At 57.7% G+C, this 21,663-nt stretch carries 22 protein-coding genes; 14 read left to right on the forward strand and 8 right to left on the reverse strand.

Translation table 11 applies throughout. The annotated features are described in order from the left end of the window. Positions 1–69: 69 nt before the first annotated feature. On the forward strand, positions 70–477 hold the full coding sequence (locus ACYCCG_RS03275) for an SMI1/KNR4 family protein (protein ID WP_176682928.1): 408 nt from the start codon (positions 70–72) through the stop codon (positions 475–477). A gap of 161 nt (positions 478–638) precedes the next feature. On the opposite strand, the gene ACYCCG_RS03280 is transcribed toward ACYCCG_RS03275, so the two are convergent. Next, complete coding sequence (locus tag ACYCCG_RS03280; RefSeq protein WP_176682929.1) at positions 639–2,399, reverse strand: cation:proton antiporter; 1,761 nt, start codon at positions 2,397–2,399, stop codon at positions 639–641. 337 nt (positions 2,400–2,736) lie between these two features. Between ACYCCG_RS03280 and ACYCCG_RS03285 the strand changes: the two genes are divergently transcribed. Beyond that, on the forward strand, positions 2,737–3,222 hold the full coding sequence (locus ACYCCG_RS03285) for an acyl-CoA thioesterase (protein ID WP_003253263.1): 486 nt from the start codon (positions 2,737–2,739) through the stop codon (positions 3,220–3,222). Here the strand turns inward: ACYCCG_RS03285 and pdxY are convergent. Then, positions 3,219–4,091, reverse strand: coding sequence for a pyridoxal kinase PdxY (gene pdxY, locus ACYCCG_RS03290; protein ID WP_004575195.1), 873 nt, complete (start codon positions 4,089–4,091; stop codon positions 3,219–3,221). The genes ACYCCG_RS03285 and pdxY overlap by 4 nt on opposite strands. Positions 4,092–4,211: 120 nt before the next feature. Here pdxY and ACYCCG_RS03295 point away from each other — a divergent pair, with 120 nt between their 5' ends. Next, positions 4,212–4,604, forward strand: a complete 393-nt coding sequence (locus ACYCCG_RS03295) for a DUF3301 domain-containing protein (protein ID WP_003253259.1) — start codon at positions 4,212–4,214, stop codon at positions 4,602–4,604. Here ACYCCG_RS03295 and ACYCCG_RS03300 read toward each other — a convergent pair whose 3' ends face one another. The 3 genes from ACYCCG_RS03300 to zigA are packed head-to-tail and all read right to left on the reverse strand — an operon-like array spanning position 4,605 to position 7,448. Continuing rightward, entirely contained in the window at positions 4,605–5,576 is a 972-nt protein-coding gene (locus ACYCCG_RS03300; protein ID WP_459669411.1) for a CobW family GTP-binding protein, read from the reverse strand. A gap of 40 nt (positions 5,577–5,616) precedes the next feature. After that, positions 5,617–6,243 carry a DUF1826 domain-containing protein gene (locus ACYCCG_RS03305; RefSeq protein ID WP_459669413.1) on the reverse strand — a complete coding sequence of 209 codons (627 nt, stop codon included), beginning with the start codon at positions 6,241–6,243 and terminating at the stop codon, positions 5,617–5,619. Beyond that, positions 6,240–7,448, reverse strand: a complete 1,209-nt coding sequence (gene zigA, locus ACYCCG_RS03310) for a zinc metallochaperone GTPase ZigA (RefSeq protein ID WP_176682934.1) — start codon at positions 7,446–7,448, stop codon at positions 6,240–6,242. The genes ACYCCG_RS03305 and zigA overlap by 4 nt, the downstream gene beginning before the upstream one ends. A gap of 114 nt (positions 7,449–7,562) precedes the next feature. On the opposite strand from zigA, the gene ACYCCG_RS03315 reads away from it, so the two are divergent. Further along, positions 7,563–7,943, forward strand: coding sequence for a glutamine synthetase (locus tag ACYCCG_RS03315; RefSeq protein ID WP_459669415.1), 381 nt, complete (start codon positions 7,563–7,565; stop codon positions 7,941–7,943). A gap of 212 nt (positions 7,944–8,155) precedes the next feature. Here the strand turns inward: ACYCCG_RS03315 and ACYCCG_RS03320 are convergent, their stop codons facing one another. Next, entirely contained in the window at positions 8,156–8,683 is a 528-nt protein-coding gene (locus ACYCCG_RS03320; RefSeq protein ID WP_176682936.1) for a DUF3617 domain-containing protein, read from the reverse strand. 132 nt (positions 8,684–8,815) lie between these two features. Between ACYCCG_RS03320 and cls the strand changes: the two genes are divergently transcribed. After that, positions 8,816–10,255 (forward strand): cardiolipin synthase, encoded by a 1,440-nt coding sequence (cls, locus tag ACYCCG_RS03325; protein ID WP_209969067.1) that lies wholly within the window; start codon positions 8,816–8,818, stop codon positions 10,253–10,255. A gap of 83 nt (positions 10,256–10,338) precedes the next feature. Here the strand turns inward: cls and cfaB are convergent, their stop codons facing one another. Beyond that, positions 10,339–11,523 (reverse strand): C17 cyclopropane fatty acid synthase CfaB, encoded by a 1,185-nt coding sequence (gene cfaB, locus ACYCCG_RS03330; RefSeq protein WP_021785301.1) that lies wholly within the window; start codon positions 11,521–11,523, stop codon positions 10,339–10,341. Positions 11,524–11,730: 207 nt separating this feature from the next. Here cfaB and lpdA point away from each other — a divergent pair, with 207 nt between their 5' ends. From lpdA to ACYCCG_RS03345, 3 genes are all read left to right on the forward strand, one after another. Beyond that, positions 11,731–13,131 (forward strand): dihydrolipoyl dehydrogenase, encoded by a 1,401-nt coding sequence (lpdA, locus tag ACYCCG_RS03335; RefSeq protein WP_176682939.1) that lies wholly within the window; start codon positions 11,731–11,733, stop codon positions 13,129–13,131. Between the two features lie 274 nt (positions 13,132–13,405). After that, a complete protein-coding gene (locus tag ACYCCG_RS03340; protein WP_209969064.1) occupies positions 13,406–14,014 on the forward strand; it encodes a LysE family translocator in 609 nt (202 codons plus the stop codon). 260 nt (positions 14,015–14,274) lie between these two features. After that, on the forward strand, positions 14,275–14,997 hold the full coding sequence (locus tag ACYCCG_RS03345; protein ID WP_209969062.1) for a LuxR family transcriptional regulator: 723 nt from the start codon (positions 14,275–14,277) through the stop codon (positions 14,995–14,997). Here the strand turns inward: ACYCCG_RS03345 and ACYCCG_RS03350 are convergent, their stop codons facing one another. Next, on the reverse strand, positions 14,998–15,666 hold the full coding sequence (locus tag ACYCCG_RS03350) for an acyl-homoserine-lactone synthase (protein WP_176682942.1): 669 nt from the start codon (positions 15,664–15,666) through the stop codon (positions 14,998–15,000). 364 nt (positions 15,667–16,030) lie between these two features. On the opposite strand from ACYCCG_RS03350, the gene ACYCCG_RS03355 reads away from it, so the two are divergent. From ACYCCG_RS03355 to ACYCCG_RS03380, 6 genes are read left to right on the forward strand one after another with little or no spacing between them, the layout of a single operon-like run. Continuing rightward, entirely contained in the window at positions 16,031–17,299 is a 1,269-nt protein-coding gene (locus tag ACYCCG_RS03355) for a beta-ketoacyl-[acyl-carrier-protein] synthase family protein (RefSeq protein WP_176682943.1), read from the forward strand. Positions 17,300–17,301: 2 nt separating this feature from the next. Next, positions 17,302–18,108: a MaoC/PaaZ C-terminal domain-containing protein gene (locus tag ACYCCG_RS03360; protein WP_209969059.1), complete on the forward strand. Its 807-nt coding sequence runs from the start codon at positions 17,302–17,304 to the stop codon at positions 18,106–18,108. Further along, positions 18,105–18,371, forward strand: coding sequence for an acyl carrier protein (locus ACYCCG_RS03365; protein WP_176682945.1), 267 nt, complete (start codon positions 18,105–18,107; stop codon positions 18,369–18,371). The genes ACYCCG_RS03360 and ACYCCG_RS03365 overlap by 4 nt, the downstream gene beginning before the upstream one ends. Before the next feature lie 32 nt (positions 18,372–18,403). Continuing rightward, positions 18,404–19,303 (forward strand): diiron oxygenase, encoded by a 900-nt coding sequence (locus ACYCCG_RS03370; RefSeq protein WP_176682946.1) that lies wholly within the window; start codon positions 18,404–18,406, stop codon positions 19,301–19,303. Continuing rightward, positions 19,300–20,823, forward strand: coding sequence for a phytoene desaturase family protein (locus tag ACYCCG_RS03375; protein WP_339442812.1), 1,524 nt, complete (start codon positions 19,300–19,302; stop codon positions 20,821–20,823). The genes ACYCCG_RS03370 and ACYCCG_RS03375 overlap by 4 nt, the downstream gene beginning before the upstream one ends. Further along, positions 20,808–21,659, forward strand: a complete 852-nt coding sequence (locus ACYCCG_RS03380; protein WP_459669423.1) for an alpha/beta hydrolase — start codon at positions 20,808–20,810, stop codon at positions 21,657–21,659. Before ACYCCG_RS03375 ends, ACYCCG_RS03380 begins: the two co-directional genes overlap by 16 nt. Positions 21,660–21,663 lie beyond the last annotated feature (4 nt).

Raw genomic sequence — 21,663 nt, forward strand, 5'->3', positions numbered from 1 at the left:
TGCTTTTGCCAAAGTGGGCTACTAGGGTATAAGGCGCAGCGTTGTCATCTAGGTCAGAGGAAGTGAACCGTGGAAGAAGTGATCGAACAACTCCGTGAAGCGAATGAGCCGGTACCGGTGCCCTTGGAGCTTCCCGACGAAGACCAGCTGGTAGAGATCGAAGAGCAGCTGTTCATCAATATTCCATTCGTGTTCAAAGAGTTTCTGCTGACCGTAAGTGATGTGGTTTACGGCTCCCTTGAGCCTGTTACCGTCACTGATCCGCAGTCGCACACCTACCTGCCAGATGTGGCCTCCAACGCCTGGGATGCCGGCGTACCGCGCGACCTGATTCCACTGTGCCAGGACGGCGACAATTACTATTGCGTGGAAGAAGACGGCACCGTGGTGCTATGGGATGCCGAAGAGGAAGGTGTCGGCGAAGACAGTTGGGAATCGGTATGGCATTGGGCGCGAGATGTTTGGCTGGAGAGCTGATTTCTAGCGCCTGTAGAGAAATCCACGCGATTCCAGGCTGGAAAAAAGACGGCTGAGGCCATCAATGTAGTTAAAGTCGCCAGGCTTTCTGCGCCTGGCGACAGGGATATCGCCCCCATTCCCTTGGGCGACGGTGAAATACTGCACAGGGCGTGTTCCCCTCATTGCGAGTTCTCGCGACTGTTCTCCAGCGTCTCTAGCAAGGCAATCTGCATACGCGTATGCACGCGGATGAACCAGCGCCACAACAACGCCACCACCACTGCAGCTACCACAGCAATCACCAGCAGTAACTCGCTAGTCGGCAAAATACTCGCCGACAATGCCGACAGCAGCAGGAAAATTACCAGCAGCGACAATAGCGGGATCACCTCAGCGATCACGCGACGCACACGCTGAGTATGCCGCCCGGCCATTTCTGGCTTGACGCCCATTTCTGCAAGCAGCATCGACAGGGCCTTGAGCTTGCGGTAGGCGGCGATCAGGAATGGCAGCGACAGCAACAACGCTGCGCCCCAGATCAACGCCTTCTGCAGACTAACATCGCTTACCCACTCGCTGAGCCAGTTGCCGATACGCGCTGCAAAGTAGCCCCCGCTGAAAAAGATGGCGATCACCAGCGCCAGGTTCACCCCCACCTGCAGCAGGATGCGCCGGATCATCGCAACCAGCATGGCACTCTCGCCCTGCGGCTGGATGTTGCGCAACCACTCGCCATACAACGAAAGCACCCGTGCCAGGCGAGCAGGCACCATATTGCCCAACTTTTGCGACAACGGGTCGGCCGCGCGGATCAGGTACGGTGTCAACAGCGTGGTGATTGCCGATACCGCCACCGCCACCGGGTACAGGAAATCGCTGGTCACCTGCAAGGTCATACCCAGCGCGGCAATGATGAAGGAGAACTCGCCGATCTGCGAAAGACCCATGCCCACACGCAGTGACGTGCGCCCGTCATTACCGGCAATGAACGCCCCCATACCACAAGACAGCATCTTGCCCAGTACCACCGCCAAGGTGATGACCACGATCGGCCAGGCATAGTCGAGGAGCACCTGAGGGTCAATCAGCAGACCGATGGCGACGAAGAAGATGGCACTGAACAGGTCACGTACGGGCTCGATCAGCCGTTCAATCTTCAATAACTGGCGTGATTCGGCCATGATCGCGCCAATCAGGAAAGCGCCCAGTACCATGCTGTATTCCAGCTTCACAACCAGCAGGCAGAAGCCGAAACACAGGCCCAGAACGGTGATCAGCAACATTTCGTTGCTTTCGAACCTGGCGACATAGGCCAATAACCGCGGCACCAGCAAAATACCGATGACCAGAGCGACGATCATGAACAGCGACAGCTTGCCGACAGTGGAGAACACCTCGCCCGAGCTGACCGTGCCGCTGACCGCGATGCCTGACAGCAGGGCAATGATACCGATGCCTAGTATGTCCTCGACGATCAGCACGCCAAAAATCAGCTGGGCAAAGCGCTCGTTCTTCATCTTCAAGTCGTTGAGCGCCTTGACGATGATGGTTGTGGAGGAAATGGCCAGGATGGCACCCAGGAACAGTGAATCCATGGTGCTCCAGCCAAACCAACGGCCAATCTCGAAGCCGATCCAGATCATCAGCACGATTTCCAGGAACGCTGCGATGAATGCCGTGGCGCCGACCTTGAACAGCTTGCGTAGGCTGAACTCGAGCCCCAGACAGAACATGAGGAATATCACACCCAGTTCAGCGAGGATCTTGATGGTTTCCTCATCATGAATCAGGCCGAACGGCGGGGTGTGCGGGCCAATGATGAAGCCGGCGACAATGTAGCCCAGCACCACCGGCTGCTTGAGGCGGTGAAAAAGAATTGTGACGACGCCAGCGATCAGCATGATGACTGCCAGGTCCTGGATGAAGCTGATGGCATGCATGGCGTGATACTCCTTATCTCGTCTTCTTATGAATGCCTGGGCAGACCCCCTGTCGAGGCAAAACCGAGCGAGCAGCAAGTACATACTGTATTGAATGCAGAGACGCCCATGTTGCATGGGCGTACTCAGGTTAACATCGCACCCCGCCGCTAAAAGTCGGTGCAATATGCAGAAACAGATCGGCTGGAAAAGCGCTCGCGATGGCATGATCAGCGTGACGACAGCGCGCCAGCCAACGTCCCGTATCAGCAAGGCAAATTCAGAGAGGGGAACAACAGTGTCAGCAGATAACGCCCTCCATTCGCCCGATTCAGCGCAACCTCACCGTGAGCACACTATGGAACCTGGAAACGCCCAGCTGAGCATGACCGTCCTGATGACCCCGGACATGGCCAACTTTTCTGGCAACGTACATGGCGGCACCCTGCTCAAGTACCTCGACGAAGTGGCTTATGCATGCGCCAGTCGTTATGCCGGCAGTTATGTGGTGACCCTGTCGGTCGACCAGGTGATCTTCCGTGAACCCGTACATGTGGGTGAACTGGTGACCTTCCTGGCATCAGTCAACTACACCGGCAACACTTCGATGGAGGTTGGCATCAAAGTCGTGACCGAGAACATTCGCGAGCGCTCGGTGCGCCATTCCAACAGCTGCTTCTTCACCATGGTCGCGGTCGACGACAACCGCCGCCCGGTGCCGGTGCCACCACGCCAGCCGCACAGCAGCGAAGAAAAGCGCCGCTTCCTGCAGGGCCAGCAGCGTCGGCAGATCCGCCAGGAACTGGAAAAGCGCTACCAGGACCTGAAAACCGACGCCATTTAAAGCGCCAGCAACTGCGCCTCGAAGCGCACCCGTGGGTGCGCAATGCGGTCCTGGGCCCGTACCAGCTGCAATTCGTAGCTGGCGCAGGCCTGGGTTTCCAGCAGCACTTCATGCACTGCCGCAGCCGTGAATTCGAATGCCTGCACCCAGCTGTCGCCAAGCAGCACACGCGCCAGGAACAGGCCTGAGGTCAGGTCACCCACCCCCACCGGCTGACGCGGAAACGCCAGCAGTGGGCGGCGCAAGTGCCAGCTGTGCTCGGCGGTCACCAGCAGCATTTCGAAATGCTCTTCGGCCCGCCCGGGGTACGCCAGGTGCTTGACCAGTACAACCTGCGGCCCACGCTGCAGCAGGCTGCGCGCCATGTTCACGCAATCCTCCAGCGACTGGGCGCGGCGCCCACAGAAGCTGTCCAGCTCCAGCTGGTTGGGGCACAGGATGTCCGCCGTGGCTGCCGCCTCGTCAAGCAGGAACTCACTGACTTCCGGCGGCACGATGCAGCCTTTTTCCGGGTGCCCCATGACCGGGTCGCACAGGTACAACGCTTTTGGGTTTACCGCCTTGATCCGTTCGACGCCGGCCAGGATCGCTCGCCCTTGTTCGGCGCTGCCCAAATAGCCGGAAAGCACTGCATCGCAGTGGCCGAGTTCGCCGATATTGGAAATACCTTCCACCAACGCAGGAATTTGCGCTGGGGCAAGCACTTCACCCGCCCACTGGCCATACTGTGTGTGATTGGAGAACTGCACGGTATTGAGCGGCCAGGCATTGACCCCGATACGCTGCATGGGGAATACCGCGGCGCTGTTGCCGGCGTGGCCGAACACCACGTGGGACTGAATGGCGAGCAGGTGCGGGGTACGTTTCATGCGGGAGTTTTCCAAAGCTGTTTCAAGGATTGTGCGCAGCGCAGTATGAACTCGATTGCTACCTGTACGACAGGCCAGGAACGCAGTTAAGCTGGATCTATCTGTTTGGAGCATATGCAAATGTTGACCCTGGAGAACCTCTTCGTCCTGATGCTGGTAGCCACGGCAGGCGCTTGGTTGTGGCACAACCATGGGTTGCGTGAAAAGGCCTTGGAACGGGTCAAACAGCATTGCGCCAAACTCGACCTGGAGTTGCTTGATGATGCCGTAGCGCTCAAGCGCATCGCCTTTGTCCGGGATGCCAATGGCCGCAAGCGCCTGGCACGCGTCTATGCCTTCGAATTCACCGTCACGGGTGAGCAACGTCACCCCGGCACCGCGACCCAGTTCGGCGCCCACAGCGTGCAGATCGAACTGGCGCCCTACCCGTTCGAAATCAAGACCCCACCACGCGCCGACAACGTCATAGAGATGCAGCAATGGCGCCAGGAGCACAACCGCTGGCGCAACTGATCAACTGACGCGACATTCATTCAACCCGGCTTGCAACGCGGGTTGCGGTTGCGGCTGATCGAAAATCAGCTCGATACGGCTATCCCTGCGCCAGTCGCTGGGCTGCCAAGCGGGCATATCCCCATTCAGCCCATTGAATGACCACCACCCCTCCATGCTGTGGATAACTCCTTTGGCCCGTCGCCATGGCAAAGCACACAAGAAAGCCTTCAGCCGCTGTGGATAAAACTCTTGGCCAGGGTGCCACCGCCAGCCAATACTCCAACCGCCCTCCCCTTGCTGGGCAAGGCAGATCGGCTGACGGGGGTCTGTCCACAGTAATGCGGGAGCGATTCCAGGATTGTCGACAATCTGGTTTTTCAGTAATGAGCTGTCAACAATCTGTGGAGATGCCGTCGGGAGGCCGGACAGCGGCAGTTGCCCTTGCAAGGTCCACATGATGCTCTTTTCTTTAAATTTATTAGTTATCAACAACTTATGTTGTTCATCCACAGCCTCTGATTTATTGAAAACCACGTGTTCAGAGGCATTGAAAGCCTGCTGTTGAGCCTCTGGAAGCGGCTCGTTTCGAGCCATGGCCTGGGCATCCACAACCATCAAGAGTGGCTGAATTGTCAGCACTCCAACCCAAGGCGCTTGTTGCAACTGAGCCAGCAGCTGCAACGGATGGCTCAGGCCGGAAGGTTCGATAAACAGCCGGTCAGGCCGCGATTTGCGTAGCAATCGGCCCAGGCCCACCTGGAACGGCATGCCGTTGACGCAGCACAGGCAGCCACCTGCGACCTCGCCGATGGCAATGCCGTCTTCGTCACGGCTGAGTAAGGCTGCATCCAGGCCGACCAGGCCGAACTCGTTGATCAATACCGCCCAGTGCTCGTTGGCTGGGCGCTGAGCCAGCAATTGACGGATCAAAGTGGTCTTGCCAGCACCCAGCGGGCCAGCAATTACATGGGTGGGAATGTTCTGCAACATGGCGTGGCTTCAGGCGGCGGTGATGCCTCACTATGCGCTGTCAGGCCAGCCAGTCAAGGCTGAGCAGCAAACGCCCCTGCTGTGCCGAAGGCGACCGATGAACCAGGCCTACCCCTTCATTACCCTGCCATTTTTCACCTTTGAGTATCGCCACCTCACCGGCTTGCAGTTTCTGGATGTTATCCACAGATGGTTCAGCTGTGTGTAACTCACCACGACCGCTATCCCGTTCTTGCAACCATTCGCTACCTGGGCCGACGTAGGTGGTGAGCAGGCGCAAAGGTACGTTATCCACATGGAAGCGTGGACACATGGGACCGTCCAGAACGCGCAAGCGCAAACCGACCCGACGTGCGCCAACCAGGCAGGTATAAGCCGCCACCAACCAGGTCACATCAGCAACGAAAGCTTCATATCCATGCAAATCCGCCGCTTCACGCAGCAGATCTGGCAATACCGGCTTCTGTTCCTCGTCCACATCAATTACCCGCTGATCAGCCAAGGGCTGGCCAAGGCTGATCACCAGTGCGGCAAAGTCCTCCAGTTGTGCCGGCAAGCGCCGCCGCCATACGGTCAGGTTTACGCCATCCTGCAGCACTTCGGCCAGCACCTGGGGCGTCTCGCCAAACACCTGAAAGATATCCACAGGTCGGTGCGCCAGGTTCATGCTGCCGCCTCCTCATGCCATGGGCCAAATGGATCAGGTAGACGCAACCAACCCATGTGACCCAAGTCCATTTCTTGATCCGTCAACAGGCATGCATCGAGGGCTGTGGATAATTTTTCGAAGTCGATATTCTGCCCGATAAACACCAACTCCTGGCGGCAGTCACCGGTCTCAGCGGTCCAGTGTTTCAAGATCTCGCTGGTGTTATCCACATCCTGTGGCCACTGCTCGCGTGGCACGAAGCGCCACCAGCGGCCAGCCAGACCATGGCGCATCATGCCACCCGCTTGCGACCAACTGCCTGCTTCCTGATATTTGCTGGCCAACCAGAAAAAGCCTTTGGAACGCAGCAGCCTTCCGTTACTCCAGTCCTTGTGGATAAAGTCGTAAAAGCGCTGTGGATGAAGCGGGCGTCGAGCCTGCCAGGTCATGGCCGCGATACCGTACTCTTCGGTTTCTGGCACATGCTCACCGCGCAGTTCCTGCAACCAGCCTGGTGCCTGGGCCGCCTGATCGAAGTCGAACAGCCCGGTGTCGAGGATACGTGCCAGCGGCACTTGGCCCATGACCATGGGTACAATCTGCGCCCGGGCATTGAGGCTGCGCAGAATGGCGATGAGTTCTTCGCGCTCATGTTGGCTGATCAGGTCGATCTTGCTCAGCAGCAGCACATCTGCGAACTCGACCTGCTCGATCAGCAAATCACTGATCGACCGCTCGTCTTCTTCGCCCAACGTTTCGCCGCGGCTGGCCAGGCTGTCTGCTGCTTGATAGTCGCGCAGGAAGTTCAAGCCATCGACCACGGTGACCATGGTGTCCAATCGCGCCATATCGGACAGACTGCGACCCTGCTCGTCGCGGAAAGTGAAAGTCTCAGCCACTGGCAGTGGCTCAGAGATACCGGTGGACTCGATCAGCAAATAATCGAAACGCCCCTCTTCGGCCAGCCGCGCAACCTCCTCAAGCAGGTCTTCGCGCAACGTGCAGCAAATGCAGCCGTTGCTCATCTCGACCAGTTTCTCTTCAGCGCGGTTGAGACTGACATTGCGCTGCACCTCGCTGGCATCGATGTTGATTTCACTCATATCGTTGACGATAACCGCGACCCGAAGGTTGTCGCGGTTGCGCAGCACATGGTTGAGCAGCGTGCTCTTGCCGGCGCCGAGAAAGCCGGACAGCACGGTGACGGGGAGACGATTGGACATGGCGAACCTCTTCAGGCAGACGCATTCGAAACGATGCATTGCATAATGTTATAAAGTAACAATACACTTTCGCCAAGTGGTTCTCGACGGACGAGTGCTCACAGAGGATGAAAAATGAATCTGCCACGCGTCATGGCATTGCTGTTACTCGCCATGCCTGCTTCCCTGTTGGCCATGCCACAAAACCAAACACTGGCCCTTTGTACGCGAAGTGCGACGCTGCTCGCTTGCCAGGACGGCAAAGGCAGTTACTACAGTGTGCGTACTGAAGGCAGCACCTTCTACCTTCGCGGCTACGACTTCAGCAGCCGTCGGCTGTGGGCACAAACCAACAGCCGCTATGGCACATTGACTTTTTTTACCGGCCTGGCCAGCGATGGCGAGGCCTGGGTGGGTTACAGCCGCCGCGTAGGCTGGACCACTTGGAACCGCGTATCCAGTTCCAGCGGGGAGCGCTTCAAGCTGCATTGCAGCTTGATCGAGGAGTGCCGTTGACCCCTGCTTTTATTTAGAACGCTTTTTCTCTGCCGCCTCTTTTGTAAGTCAGCGTCGAGCTCGTGCTGAAAACGCCAGCCTTGACCAGCCCTTTGTCAGACCGAAAAGCTAAGCCGTAACCGCATCGAGGCAAGGATCGAAATGAAATGTTCCACGTGGAACTATCCGAGCCTGCATGCCCACGACGCGGTTGCCACTCACCAGTGGGGATTTCAGCTGCGCGGTTTGACCGCCCCGCAATCATTGCCTAACCACACCGCACGCGTGTTCATGCTGCCTTGCTGCTGCACACCCGAAGCGTTGAACGTGCCACTGACCTGGGTGGTGAATTCCCGATCACTGAGGAATGTAGCCTGGCCACTACCCTGTGCCTTTGGGCAGCTGAACTGGAATTTCCACACGTTACCGGTACGGTCAGTAATTTTCTGCGTGCAGCCCGATTTCGGGTCCTGCAGCGGAATGTCATTCGTTGCCACCTGTTCTGGCGTCAGGCACGAACGCACACCCTTGCCACCTATACTTACCCCTTGCTTGGCCAACACTCCTTCCATCATCGCGCGCTGCTCTGGCGGCAGGTTCTTCAACTGGCCGAGCATGAATTCCATGTCGGGTAGCGGCTTGCCATCGACCTGCATGTTGCTGGTGGTCAGCTCCCACAAACCCGGTTGCAGCATCTGGGCTTGCACCAGCGGACTGCTCATGCCTAGGGCCAACGCCAACAGTGGCAGACGATTCTTCATGGACGAACGCTCCTGGAAAAAATCCGGTCAAACGGGCCGGACTGAGCCTTAGACGCCAAATCCGCCTGCGGGTTGCAGGCGGACCGGGAACGTGTTCTGTTACCTCAAGTGTACTCGGCAAGCAGGATGCATATGGATTACCACAGCCCCTACTTCTTTGGTTACCTACTCGGCCTGATCCATCTGCTGGGTATTGTCGCCGCACTGCATGCGCTATTCACCGTACGGACAGCCCAGGGCGCCATTGCTTGGGCGATGCCCTTGCTCTTCATCCCCTACCTCACCTTGATCCCCTACCTGATCTTCGGCGCCCGCTCGTTCTATGCCTACATCAAGGCTCGGCGCCAGGCCAACCAGGAAATGCACGTGGCCATGGCCAATCTCAACTGGCGGCCTTGGGTTGAAGAAGCCCTTGCCGCCCGCGAGTCGGAAAGCTATACAGCTTTGCGCGCCATGCCCAAGCTAGGTCGCATGCCATGCCTGGCAAATAACCAGGTGAAATTGTTGATCAACGGCAAGGCCACCTTCGATGCGATCTTCGCAGCCATCGAGAAAGCACGCGATGTGGTACTGGTGCAGTTCTTCATCATTCATGACGACACCCTCGGCAAGGCACTGCAGCAACTCTTGCTACGTAAAGCCGCCGAAGGCGTGCAGGTGTTCGTGCTGTACGACCGTGTCGGCAGCCACGCCTTGCCGGCCAGCTACAGCCAGTTGCTACGTGACGGCGGTGTGCAGATCCATGCATTCGCCACCCGTCGCGGCTGGTTCAACCGCTTCCAGGTGAACTTCCGCAACCATCGCAAGATTGTGGTAGTGGATGGGTTGCTCGGCTTCCTCGGCGGTCACAACGTGGGAGACGAGTACCTGGGTGAACATCCACAGCTTTCACCCTGGCGTGACACCCACGTACAGATCAGCGGTCCGGTACTGGCCTGCCTGCAAGAGTCATTCGCCGAAGACTGGTACTGGGCCACGCGCCAGCTACCGCCGCTGATCCTGCCCGATACGTACCCGGACAACGGCGTGCTGTGTCAGGCCTTGGCCAGCGGCCCGGCAGACTCACAGGAAACCTGCTCGCTGTTCTTCCTTGAAGCGATTCATTCGGCCACCCGCAGGGTGTGGATCACAAGCCCCTACTTCATCCCTGACGAGGCCGTGTTCGCCGCCTTGAGGCTGGCGGTACTACGAGGAGTCGATGTGCGGGTGCTGATCCCGTCACGCCCTGACCACCGCATCGTCTACGCCGCCTCCAGCCTGTTCGCCTTCGAAGCAGTGCGCGCGGGGGTACGTATGTTCCGTTACCAACCCGGGTTTCTGCATCAGAAGGTAGTGCTGGTGGATGATGACGTCAGCGCCATTGGGAGTGCCAACCTGGACAACCGATCGTTCCGCCTGAACTTCGAGATTACCCTGCTGACCGTCGATCGCGGCTTCGCGGACCAGGTCGAGCACATGCTCCAGGAAGACTTCGAACAAGCGCGGGAAATTACTGCAGAAGACACCCAAGATACCCATCGACTGCAGCAATTGGGGATGCGAATTGCGCGGCTGATATCGCCGATTCTTTAGGGTGAGCACTCCCGTTGAAAGCGGCCTTTTCGCGCTAAAGGCCGCTCCTGCAAAGCCAAATCAGGGCTGAGACACTTACGATTTCAGCGGTACAAGTCTTCCCGCGTCCAGGGCAGGTCATGATGCCCGTCGGCGTATGGCTTCACTGCCAATATCTGGTGCAGGTTGATCCACCCCTTTTGAAAGGCGTAGGCACACCCGGCCAAGTACAAACGCCAGATCCGCAGGGTCTTCTCAGGCACCAGCGCTGCCGCCTTGTGCAACTGGTTCTCCAGGTTCTCGCTCCAGTGATGCAAGGTTTTAGCGTAGTGCAGGCGCAGGCTCTCCACGTCCACTACCTCCAGCCCGGCTTCACAGATACTGGCGCTGATCATCGACAGGTGCGGCAGCTCGCCGTGGGGGAATACATAGCGATCGATGAACTCACCCGCCCCGCGCCCGACCGGTCGGCCATCGACGTGCTTGGCAGTGATGCCGTGGTTCATCACCAGCCCCCCTTCCCTCACCGCCCCAAACAGCTTCTGGCAGTAAAGCGCCAGGTTGGCATGCCCGACATGCTCGAACATACCCACGCTGACAACCTTGTCGAAGCGACCATCCTGGGGCAGATCGCGATAATCGAGAATCTGCAGGTCGACCTTGTCGGCAAGCCCTTCCGCTTGCACACGCTTGCGGCCGAGCTTCAATTGCTCCTTGCTCAGGGTAATGCCGAACACCTTGGCGCCATATTCACGGGCAGCGAACCGCGCCAGCCCGCCCCAGCCACAGCCAACATCGAGCAGGTAGTCACCGGCATCCAGGCGCAGCTTGCGGCACAGGTGGTCGAACTTGTCCTGCTGCGCCTGGTCGAGCGTATTGTCCGGCTCACGGAAGTAGGCGCAAGAATAGGCCATGTCCTGGTCCAGCCAAAGCTGGTAGAAGGCGTTGGACACGTCATAGTGGTAGGAGATCGCTTTGGCGTCGGTGCTCTTGTCATGAGACAACCGTTGCGGCGGCGTTTCATCCTCATCCGCCAGCAGCGCTTCGCTCAGCTCGTCGCACACGCGGATGGCCTCACCGATATCGCCTTCCAGCTCCAGCTTGCCTTCGACGAATGCGGTGCCTAGCTGGTCCATGCTTGGGTGGGTCAACTGGCTGATCAGCTGTGGTTCCTTGACCAAAATCGTGACCTGAGGACTAGGCCCAAGATCAAAATGGTTGCCGTCCCACAGCTTCAGCCTCAGCGGCAGATGCAAGCTCTGCAATGCAGGTGGAAGTTGAGCAAGCATGAAACACCCCTCCTGTCCGTAATTGGCCACGACGCCTAATATTTCGAACGTCACCGGATCAGAGTAGTTCATCTGTAGGATGTTTCCTCTAAGCAAGACCATGGTCTAGAACCAACTGATCTTATCCACACAGCAGATTGTATACAATCCGTGCGTCTCAGCTTAACCTTGTGCCCTCTCGCACTTCTACATCCTGGAGTTGAACCCATGAAATCCTATGACGTGGTGATCATCGGCGGTGGCCCTGGCGGCTACAACGCAGCCATCCGTGCTGGCCAGTTGGGCCTGAGCGTTGCCTGCGTGGAAGGCCGCTCGACCTTGGGCGGTACCTGCCTGAACGTCGGCTGCATGCCATCCAAGGCACTGCTGCATGCTTCGGAGCTTTACGAAGCGGCCAGCGGTGACGAGTTCGCCCACCTCGGTATCGAAGTAAAGCCCACCCTCAACCTCGCCCAGATGATGAGACAGAAGGATGAGAGCGTGACAGGCCTGACCAAGGGCATCGAATACCTGTTTCGCAAGAACAAGGTCGAGTGGATCAAAGGCTGGGGCCGCCTGGATGGCATCGGCAAGGTCGTGGTCAAGGCCGAAGACGGAAGCGAAACTGCATTGCAGGCCAAGGACATCGTCATTGCCACCGGTTCTGAGCCTACCCCTCTGCCAGGTGTGACCGTCGACAACCAGCGCATCATTGACTCGACCGGCGCGCTGTCGCTGCCGCAAGTGCCCAAGCACCTGGTCGTCATCGGTGCTGGCGTGATCGGTCTTGAGCTGGGTTCGGTCTGGCGCCGCCTGGGTAGTCAGGTCACTGTCATCGAATACCTGGACCGCATCTGCCCAGGCACTGACACGGAAACCGCCAAGGCCCTGCAGAAGGCTCTCGCCAAGCAAGGCATGATGTTCAAGCTGGGCAGTAAAGTGACTCAGGCTACCGCAGGTGCCGATGGCGTCAGCCTGACGCTGGAGCCTGCCGCCGGTGGTACCGCAGAATCGCTGCAAGCCGACTACGTGTTGGTGGCTATCGGCCGCCGTCCTTATACCAAAGGGCTGAACCTGGAAAGCGTGGGCCTGGAAACCGACAAGCGCGGCATGCTCGGCAACGAGCACCACCGTACCTCAGTGCCGGGTGTCTGGGTGATTGGCGACGTCACTTCGGGCCCGATGCTAGCGCACAAGGCCGAAGACGAAGCGGTGGCCTGTATCGAACGCATCGCCGGCAAGCCCCACGAGGTCAACTACAACCTCATCCCTGGCGTGATCTATACCCGCCCGGAGATGGCCACCGTGGGCAAGACTGAAGAGCAGCTCAAGGCCGAAGGACGTGTCTACAAGGTTGGCAAGTTCCCCTTCACCGCCAACAGCCGTGCCAAGATCAACCACGAGACCGAAGGCTTCGCCAAGGTCATCGCCGATGCCGAAACCGATGAAGTACTGGGTGTGCACCTGGTGGGCCCAAGCGTCAGCGAGATGATTGGTGAGTTCTGCGTGGCTATGGAGTTCTCGGCCTCGGCAGAAGATATCGCCCTCACCTGCCACCCACACCCGACGCGCTCCGAGGCCCTGCGCCAGGCGGCGATGAATGTGGATGGCATGGCCATGCAAATCTGATGAGCCCCACTCGCTGCGTCAGGCCATGATCATGATCATGATCTGGATCGTATGAGTGAGTGGCCGTTTTCTGAATATCAGAAATGAAAAGACCTCCGGATGGAGGGCTTTTCATGTGTCTCGATAATAAAGGTTGTCACAGGCTGAAGGGGCAGATCCAATGGGCCACGCTGCACGTGGTCGGTACAGGCGCGTTGTTAACCGGGGCTACTTGGAGCAGTCCAGGCTGCGGACACCCGGTAGCTGTTGAATTTATTGCCAGGAGGCACCTTGCATGGCCAGTTATGGACTGTTTCTCATCCTCGCGACCCTTACCGTATTGAGCCCCGGCCCCGGGGTGGTGCTGACTCTCTCCAATGCCCTGCGCCACGGTTGGAGCGGTGCTCTGACGGGGATCTTCGGTATCGCCCTGGGCGCTTTCATCGTCGCTGGGCTCTCGGCCAGTAGCGTGGGGTTGGTTCTGGCGACCTCGGCAACGGCGTTCACCGTACTCAAGTACGTCGGCGCGTTGTACCTGTTGTACTTGGGGGTGAAGATGTGGCGTACCCAGCGTTTCATCCCGGAGCTCACCGTGACCGCCACGCAACCTTGGCGGCGCTTCGTCGAAGCGTTGTCGATCCAGCTGCTGAATCCCAAGGCTGGATTCTTCTTTCTGGCGGTGTTCCCACAGTTCATCAGCCCGCAGGCCAACTACTACAGGCAGTTCTTCCTGCTGGTCTCTTCCTACGCGTTGCTGGTCGTGCTGGTACACACCGGCTACGCACTGATGGCCAGTGGTGCCAGGGGTTGGTTGTCGACCAACCGTGGTGCGCGAATCGTCGGCAAGCTCTCCGGTATTACCTTCTTTTGTTTTGGGGTTCTGATGGCCTCGGCCAGCAAATAGAACCATCGTTGAACTTATCCGAAAGTCGCAATCTATATGTAACATGCGATACGTACTTTGGACGTAATCTCGATAGCCACGAAAAACGGGTAACCAGAGATCCAGCATTCTCATTGACTTACTTTTTAATATCTCCGACCATCACGCTTGCGCGGTAATCCGAGAATCACGATCTCTTCGAACAACAACTCTAAAAGGGTTTGCACGGCGCAATGGCTCTGCCAGTTTATTGGCGCCGTAAAAACGGCAGGGAAGACGACATGGAAAGTCGAAACCGGGACGCAGCCACGACATGCGATAAAAACCACCCCATCACACACCTGCACGACGAGTTGCAGCGTCAATTGTGTGGTTTGAAGGATTTGAAATACGCTTACTACGCGGCTACGCACAATCGCAACGTAGAACCGATTATCATTTCAAATTACCCACCGAGTTGGGTCAAAAGCTATAAAGATAACAAGAGCTATCTGATTGACCCGATCATCAAACATGGGCTCAAGGAGATCACCCCCTTCTCCTGGCACGATGCCCTTGCCAACAGCGGTCCCGAAGGCGTGGACTTCTTCAGGCGCGCCACCCGTTATCAAATCTGCTCGGGTACCACATTCACCCTGCGCGATGCTTCCGGGACATTCTGTGCCTTGAGTGTGTGCGATGCGGGTTCGCAGGTAGATTTTGATCGGCGTCTGGCCAAGCAGCAAAGCCAGCTGCAACTGCTACTGATCGAATTTCATAGTTGGCTGATGACCTCGCGCACAACGGATCAGCTGTTTTCCAGTGCGGCCGATGGGCCGCTTTCCACCCGCGAACTGGGCGTGCTGCAACTGGTCATGCGCGGCAAAACCTACCGCGAAATTGCCACGGACTGTGGAATTTCAGAGCGCACAGTGAAATTCCACATGTCGAACATTTCTGGCAAATTGCAGGTCGGCAACGCCAAGCAAGCCGTCTACGAGGCAAAGCGACAGGGCATCATCTGATCAGGCGATGTGGTTGTCGGATACATCGTGCAACTGCAGGCTCAACGGCCACTGCTGGGTCTGCAGGGATGACAGCGGTTGCTTACGCGCAATGCTTTCAAGCAGTCGCAGGCGGTTGGACGAGCTGATCGGCATATCCAGCAAATGCACCGTCTCACCCGGCGACGCCTCGCCGCTGTCCAGAATCTGGTAGTGCCAGCCTGCCTGTCGAACGATGCGCGCCATGGCATCGCTGACCACGGTGACGATCGATTTCAAGCCGGTCAGTTCGCCGTGGTCATGCATGCTGAAAAGCAACATTTCGGTCAATGGCAAGTGCGCCAGGCCCAACTTGCGTGAACGGGTCTTGTCGACGAAGAAGCGGCTGGATTCAGCCATCAATGCCCGCTTGGGCGGTATGCAACTGAAGAAATCGCGAAAGGGACCTTCAACCATATAAGGGTGCAGTGTATTGATCAGGCGAAGGCCTGCCAACGGTATGCCTTGGCAAGTGCCAACCAGATAAGTCGTGTTCCAATTGTCATATTCATCCAATTCAATGCCATTTCTCACAGCGACCTTCCAATTAAGGCGATCACAGAAGACATGCTTGCGTAAGCCGTATAACTCGGCAACCCAGGGATGCGGGTCACGACGGTATTCAATCTTGTGAAAGTCGATAGTTATCATGTTGGGCTGTTCCCTTGCCTCAGGTATGGCGTTCGCGTGGGCGTTGGTATAACAACCTGCTGATTCTATCAACTGACGGCGCTGAGCAACCTGTACTTAAGTGCATGCAGGCCGTCGGTATTTCTCCAAATACCAAACACCTGCACCTAGATACAGTTGTCGTCATCGCAAAATTGGGCACACTTCTCGGGGCGTTGTGTAGGACGCCAGTTTTCACAACTTACAAGACGCTATTTGCCAGGCGCACGGTTGCGGTGGGTATCGAAAACCATCGTACCTTCGGCCCTGGCAGTTATCGCCTGCACTCAATGCCGCCCTTGTTCATACAAGGGTTGTCACGTCAGCACATCAATCAGGGAAGACAATGGAAAAGCCAGCCTCTCCAGCACCTCGCCGCGTCGTCGTTACTGGTTACGGTGCGATCTGCTCGCTCGGCCAGAACGCCGATGCTATCTGGGACGCGATGATGGATTACCAGATCGGCTATCGTCTGCACCGTTTTGATGATCCGACGATCCATGCGCGCTTCTTCGGTTTTATCGATGACTTTGGCCGCGAGGCCATGCGACCGTTCTCGAAGAAGATTTCCAAGATGTTGCCTCTGTTCGCCAAGTACAGCTTGGTGGCGGCCCATGAAGCATTGCACATGGCTTATGGCGACACACCACTGGATGACGTGGTCGCACCGTTCGACCGTGGTGTCGTTCTCGGCACCGGTTGGGGCGGGTTGGACACGGCGAACTTCAACAACAACGAATACTGCCAACAAGGCATTTCCACCTCGTTCGCCACGGTCATGTCGATGTGCAATGCCGCGACGGCTGCCATCACCATGAACTGGAACATGCGCGGCGTTCAAAACAGCCCGGTGGCAGCCTGCGCAACTGGCACCATCGCCATTGGCGAGGCCTATGAAGCGATTCGTGCCGGTCGAGCGAAAATGATGATCGCCGGTGGCAGCGAGTCGTTGAAAGAGCAGTTCAACGTCTGGTCGATCGACGTCATCCAGGCGTTGAGCAAGGAGCAGGAAAACCCGCGCCTGGCATGCTGTCCGTTCAGCAAAGGGCGAAGCGGTTTCATCCTGTCCGAAGGCGCAGCGGTACTGTGTCTTGAGGATTATGAGCTGGCCAAGGCCCGCGGCGCCAAGATCCTTGGCGAAATCACCGGCTACGCCAACTACTCGGACGCCTTCGACATGACGGCCCCGGCCGAGGACATGCTGGCTCGAGTGCGGGTGATTCAGGAAGTGTGCAGGCAAGCCAGTGTCGATGCACCGCACATTGATTACATCAACCTGCATGGCACCTCCACCCCGCTGAACGACGTCAACGAAGCCCGCTCCATCAAACTGGCGCTGGGTGACGCTGCCCATGGCATTCCGATGTCCAGCACCAAGTCGTACACCGGCCACCTGATTGGTGCAGCAGGTTCGATGGAAGCAATCTTCTGCCTCAAAGCCATTGCCCGCGGAACGATCCCGGCCACCATCCATCTGGATGAGGCCGATCCTGAGTGCGACCTGAACTTCGTCCCTAACGAGCACTTGCACGGACAGCACCTGGAAAACGTGCTGAACCTCAGCTTCGGGTTCGGTGGCGCCAATGCCGGCATCATGCTGCGTAAGGTGCAATGATCATGCAGTGGCAATTTGGCCCTGAACAGATCGAAGCGTGGGCTGATCTTTCCGGCGACCGCAACCCTATCCATTTTGACCTGGAAGCAGCGCGGCGCATGGACGCCGCGGATGTCGTGGTGCACGGCATGCTGGCGCTGCTGCCAATCAAACATCAAATGGGGCGTGTTGCCGAGGGCCGCGATGAGGACTGGGTACAGTTCAAGGCGCTACTGAAGGCGCCGGTCCTGCGCAACTGCCCTGTCGCGCTTGCTACCCGCCCCCGCAGTGCAAGCACTGCATTTACGCTGCGTTCAGAAAAAAGTGAAGGCGAGCATGTGCTCGGCCATGTGTCTCAAGTTCCGCCGCCAACGTGGACATCGAAATCCCCAGGCTTCGCGCTTGACCGGGAATATGTAGAGGCTTGGCTTACCCAGTTTCGTGACGGGTTGGGCAAGGGGCTAGATGATTGGGTGGCACTGGATGCGCTGATATTTTCCCACTTCATCCGCAACCATCTGGGGGTGATCTTCGAGCGCCTGTCCGGGCAATTTGCCCAACACCAGGTTCCCGAGCGTATCGAGGACATCACCAATCACCTGGTCGTCCAGACCAGTCACCAGATCACGTTCTGCACGCAACTGCGTTCATTGGGCAGTTTGCAATCCGATATCCGCTGCGAGATCGACAACATTCTGTTGATTGAAACACCAGGCAAGGCCGTCGGCACCCTCGACCTGGGTGTCGTCGTTAGCGGCAGCCATGTGATGACCATAACCCTAGGCTTGATGATTAAAACCGTTCTCACCCCCACAGGAGCGAAACAATGACCACCGTTGACCAAGTATTCACCATCGTTCGTGATCTGATCCTGGACCTCAAGGATGTCGACGACAACGAAGTGACCCTCGATACCACCATTGAAGCAATGGAGTTCGACAGCCTGGACTTCGTCGAGATGCAGGTGGTCGTGCAGAAAAAGATCGGCGTGGCGATCAACCCGGATTCGTTCGTCACCCGCAAGATCGCCACTTTGCGCCAGCTCTGTGAATTCATTGTTGAGCTCAAGGAATCGACTGCCGTCGAGGCCTGAGCCGCTGGGCCCAATTCATGGAGGAGCAGGAAATGTCTACGCTGACCAACAGTGTGCTCGCTATTTCCCCGGCGAGGGAGTCGAAGGTTCGCAAGTTAAGCGAAGTGTCGCATCACAAGACGATGGACCACGCGACCGTACTACCATGGGACCAGGACATCAATCGAAGCCTTTACCCCAAGGATCCCGAGCATCTGTGGATCAATGGAACACGCTATTGCGAAGGCTTGACCGAGGCCCAGAAACTGGAACTGGCCTGGCTCGAGACGGGCCGTGACATTTCCATGTTCATCTGGCTCGAGCAGACCATTCCGCCGTTATACATGGGCTACATCACGCAGTTCCATGACCGTATTTCGCCGGACCTGCAGGAATACCTGATGATCTTTTCCAAGGAAGAGATCGTTCATACCCTCACCTTCAAGCGCTTCATGGCCAAGGCTGGCCTGCAGATCTGGAACCCACCGGTCGGGCTCTATGAGTTGCTGACCCAGACACTGCCAAAAATGGAGCCGGCGGTTGGCGTGCTGTTCACGCTGTTGATCGAATGGGTTGCCGAAATGGGGGCCATGCACACCTCCCAAGGCGCTGCGGTCGAACCCATGACCCGTACCCTGTTCCGTGAGCATCACTATGACGAGGCACGGCACATCGCCTTTGGCCGCTGGATCAGCGAGTCCTACTTCGAAACTGCCAGCGCTGAATCGATCGCCCAGGTTAAAGCGATGAGCCGGAAAATCATTCCGGCGCTGATCGACATGTTCACCTACAACCCCGAGATCGCGTTGCACACTTCCTTCGCGTTTCCGATTGCAGTGGATGACAAGGCGAAAATCGAAGAGGTTTGGCGCTCACCGAACAATGCTCGACTGAACGACGCTCGCTTCGCCGAAATTTACGCCTGGATCGACAAGTTGGGGCTGCGGCAATGAGTTCTTCGACCTGGGACGCGGTCTTCGTGGGTACCGGGATCACGAGCCTGGCCTGCGCGGCCATGCTGGTCAAGCGTGATCGCGGTGCACGCGTCCTGATGCTCGACAAGCATATTGTGGTTGGGGGCTATGCCTCGACGTTCAGCCGGCCCAAGCAATCGGCGATTTTCGATTGCAGCCTGCACAAGCTCAGCGGCATGTCGGAAGGGGGCAACCTCATCCGCATCCTGCGGGATCTGGGCCTTGAGGATGAACTGAACCTGGTCTACCCCAACGACTATTTCTGCGCCTACCAGAACGGCACGGCGCTGCCGTTGGCTAACGATGCCGACCAGGTCGAACGGCAACTGATCGAACGGTTCCCTCATCAGGCAGAGCCCTTGGTTACCTTTTTCACTCAGGTACGCACCTATGGGCGCAACGGGTACTACCAGTTCCAGATGCTCGATGGCAGTTTCGAACCTGACATGGCGCAGTTGCGCTGGGCCCATCGTAACCTCAAGCACAAGACCGTGCGTGAAGCGTTGCATGAGTTGTTCGATGACCCCTACCTGATTGAAATTCTGGCAGCCCCTGGCATTTATGTTGGCGGCTACTCGGAGGATCTGGGCTACCTGTACTACCTGCATGTGGTGTATGCCACGCTCAATCGCGGCAACGCCTATGTCGCAGGCTCTTCCCAACGCTTGTCCGACTTGCTGGCGCAGCAGATCGAACAGGCCGGGGGCAAGATCATGCTCAGCACGCCTGTAGAAGAGGTGACCACCGACAACCAAGGCAATGTCACGGGGGTACGCACCCGTGCTGGTGAGTTTCATGCGCCACAGGTCTTCATCAATACCTCACCCCATTATGCTGTGGAGCATTTGTTCCAGGCGGATGTGGACCTGACGAGCACCCGAGAGAAGCTGGCCGCGTTGAAGCCGGCACGCTCGACCACCACGGTGTACCTGACCACGGATCAAGCACCCGAACAGCTGGGGCTGCGGCATAGCGAGTCGATGCTGTTTGCTGCGGACCCCGCGTTGGCAGCCGAGCTACGCATCAACGCCGAGCGCAGTGGTTTTCAGCCAGAGCTCTGTGAACAAGCCTTCTGGGCCATGTCCCCGATCGAGGTCACCAACTATCACGCCCTGGCACCCGCTGGCGGCAAGGTCGTGTGTATCAATGTGCTTGATTCCATCGCACATTGGCCTGCAAGGCGTACGGCGCAATATCGCGCGAAAAAGCAACGCGCGTGTGAGGTGCTGGTAGAGCGGCTGCTGGCTCAGATTCCTGAACTGCGTGGTCACATTCTGCATACGGAAGTGGCAACCCCGCATACCTATGTGCGCTTCACCAATAACACTGATGGCTCTGGCTACGGGGCGATGGTGGGTACCGACCTCAAAGGGCATGTCTTCCATCACGGCTTCCCGGTGCAGGGCGTGCAATTTCTCAGCGCTTGGGTAGCTGGCCCAAGTTACGAGGCCGCCTTTGGCTATGCCGAGATGAAAGCCAGGCAATGGAGACGCGCATGAGAGCGGTTGAACAGTCCCCCACCCGGTTTGGGATAGCCATTTCCAAACTTTTCATTCGCGTGATGTTCAGGCAGGTACAAGGGTGGGAGCGCGACGTACCCAGCCGGGCCGAGGGCTTCGTTGAGACGGCCAGCGACGGCAGCAAGCTGGAAGGTGCGGTGTTGCTGGCCAACCCAGCCAAAGCCAAGGGTGTTGTGCTGCTTTGCCATCCGTTCTTGAAATATGGCATGCACTACTTTTTTGAGAACGGCATCGATCAGGTATTCCTGGAACAGGGCTACCACGTCATTGCCTTCAACTTCAAAGGCTTTGGGCGCAGCACCATCGGTGGTCATGCATTCGCCGATGACGTCTTGTCCATTGCGCGAAAGATCGCCCGGGAATACCCAGGCCTGCCGATTCATCTTGTGGGCTGCTCATTTGGTGGCTACCACCTGTCACATGCCTTGGCACGGGACGCCTCGCCCTTCACCTCGGCAGTTCTGGACAGCGTGCCTGTCTCGGTTCGCAGCTATTTCACGCGTGGTCCGTTACGCCTTGCCATGCGCTGGATCAGCGGAAGCCGTCTGGCAGTGCCTACCGGTACTTGTGCGATCGACCATTCCCTCAAGAGCGTTCACCACCTGCCAATCGCTTACTTCTACGGGTTGAGTGACCGCTATATCCCCGAGGCGAGTGTGGCAAGGCTGAGCCTGGATTGCACATCCCTGCATGTGGTCGGCTTCGAAGCGTGTCGCCACCTGGAAAACCATAAGAAGCACCGGGATCGGTACTTCCAGGAGATCTTCGCGTTCTTCGCCCGTGCAGAATCTCATAAACCCGTTGTAACGGCCTGACTCT

The sequence above is a fragment of the Pseudomonas sp. VEM90 genome (assembly GCF_054611535.1).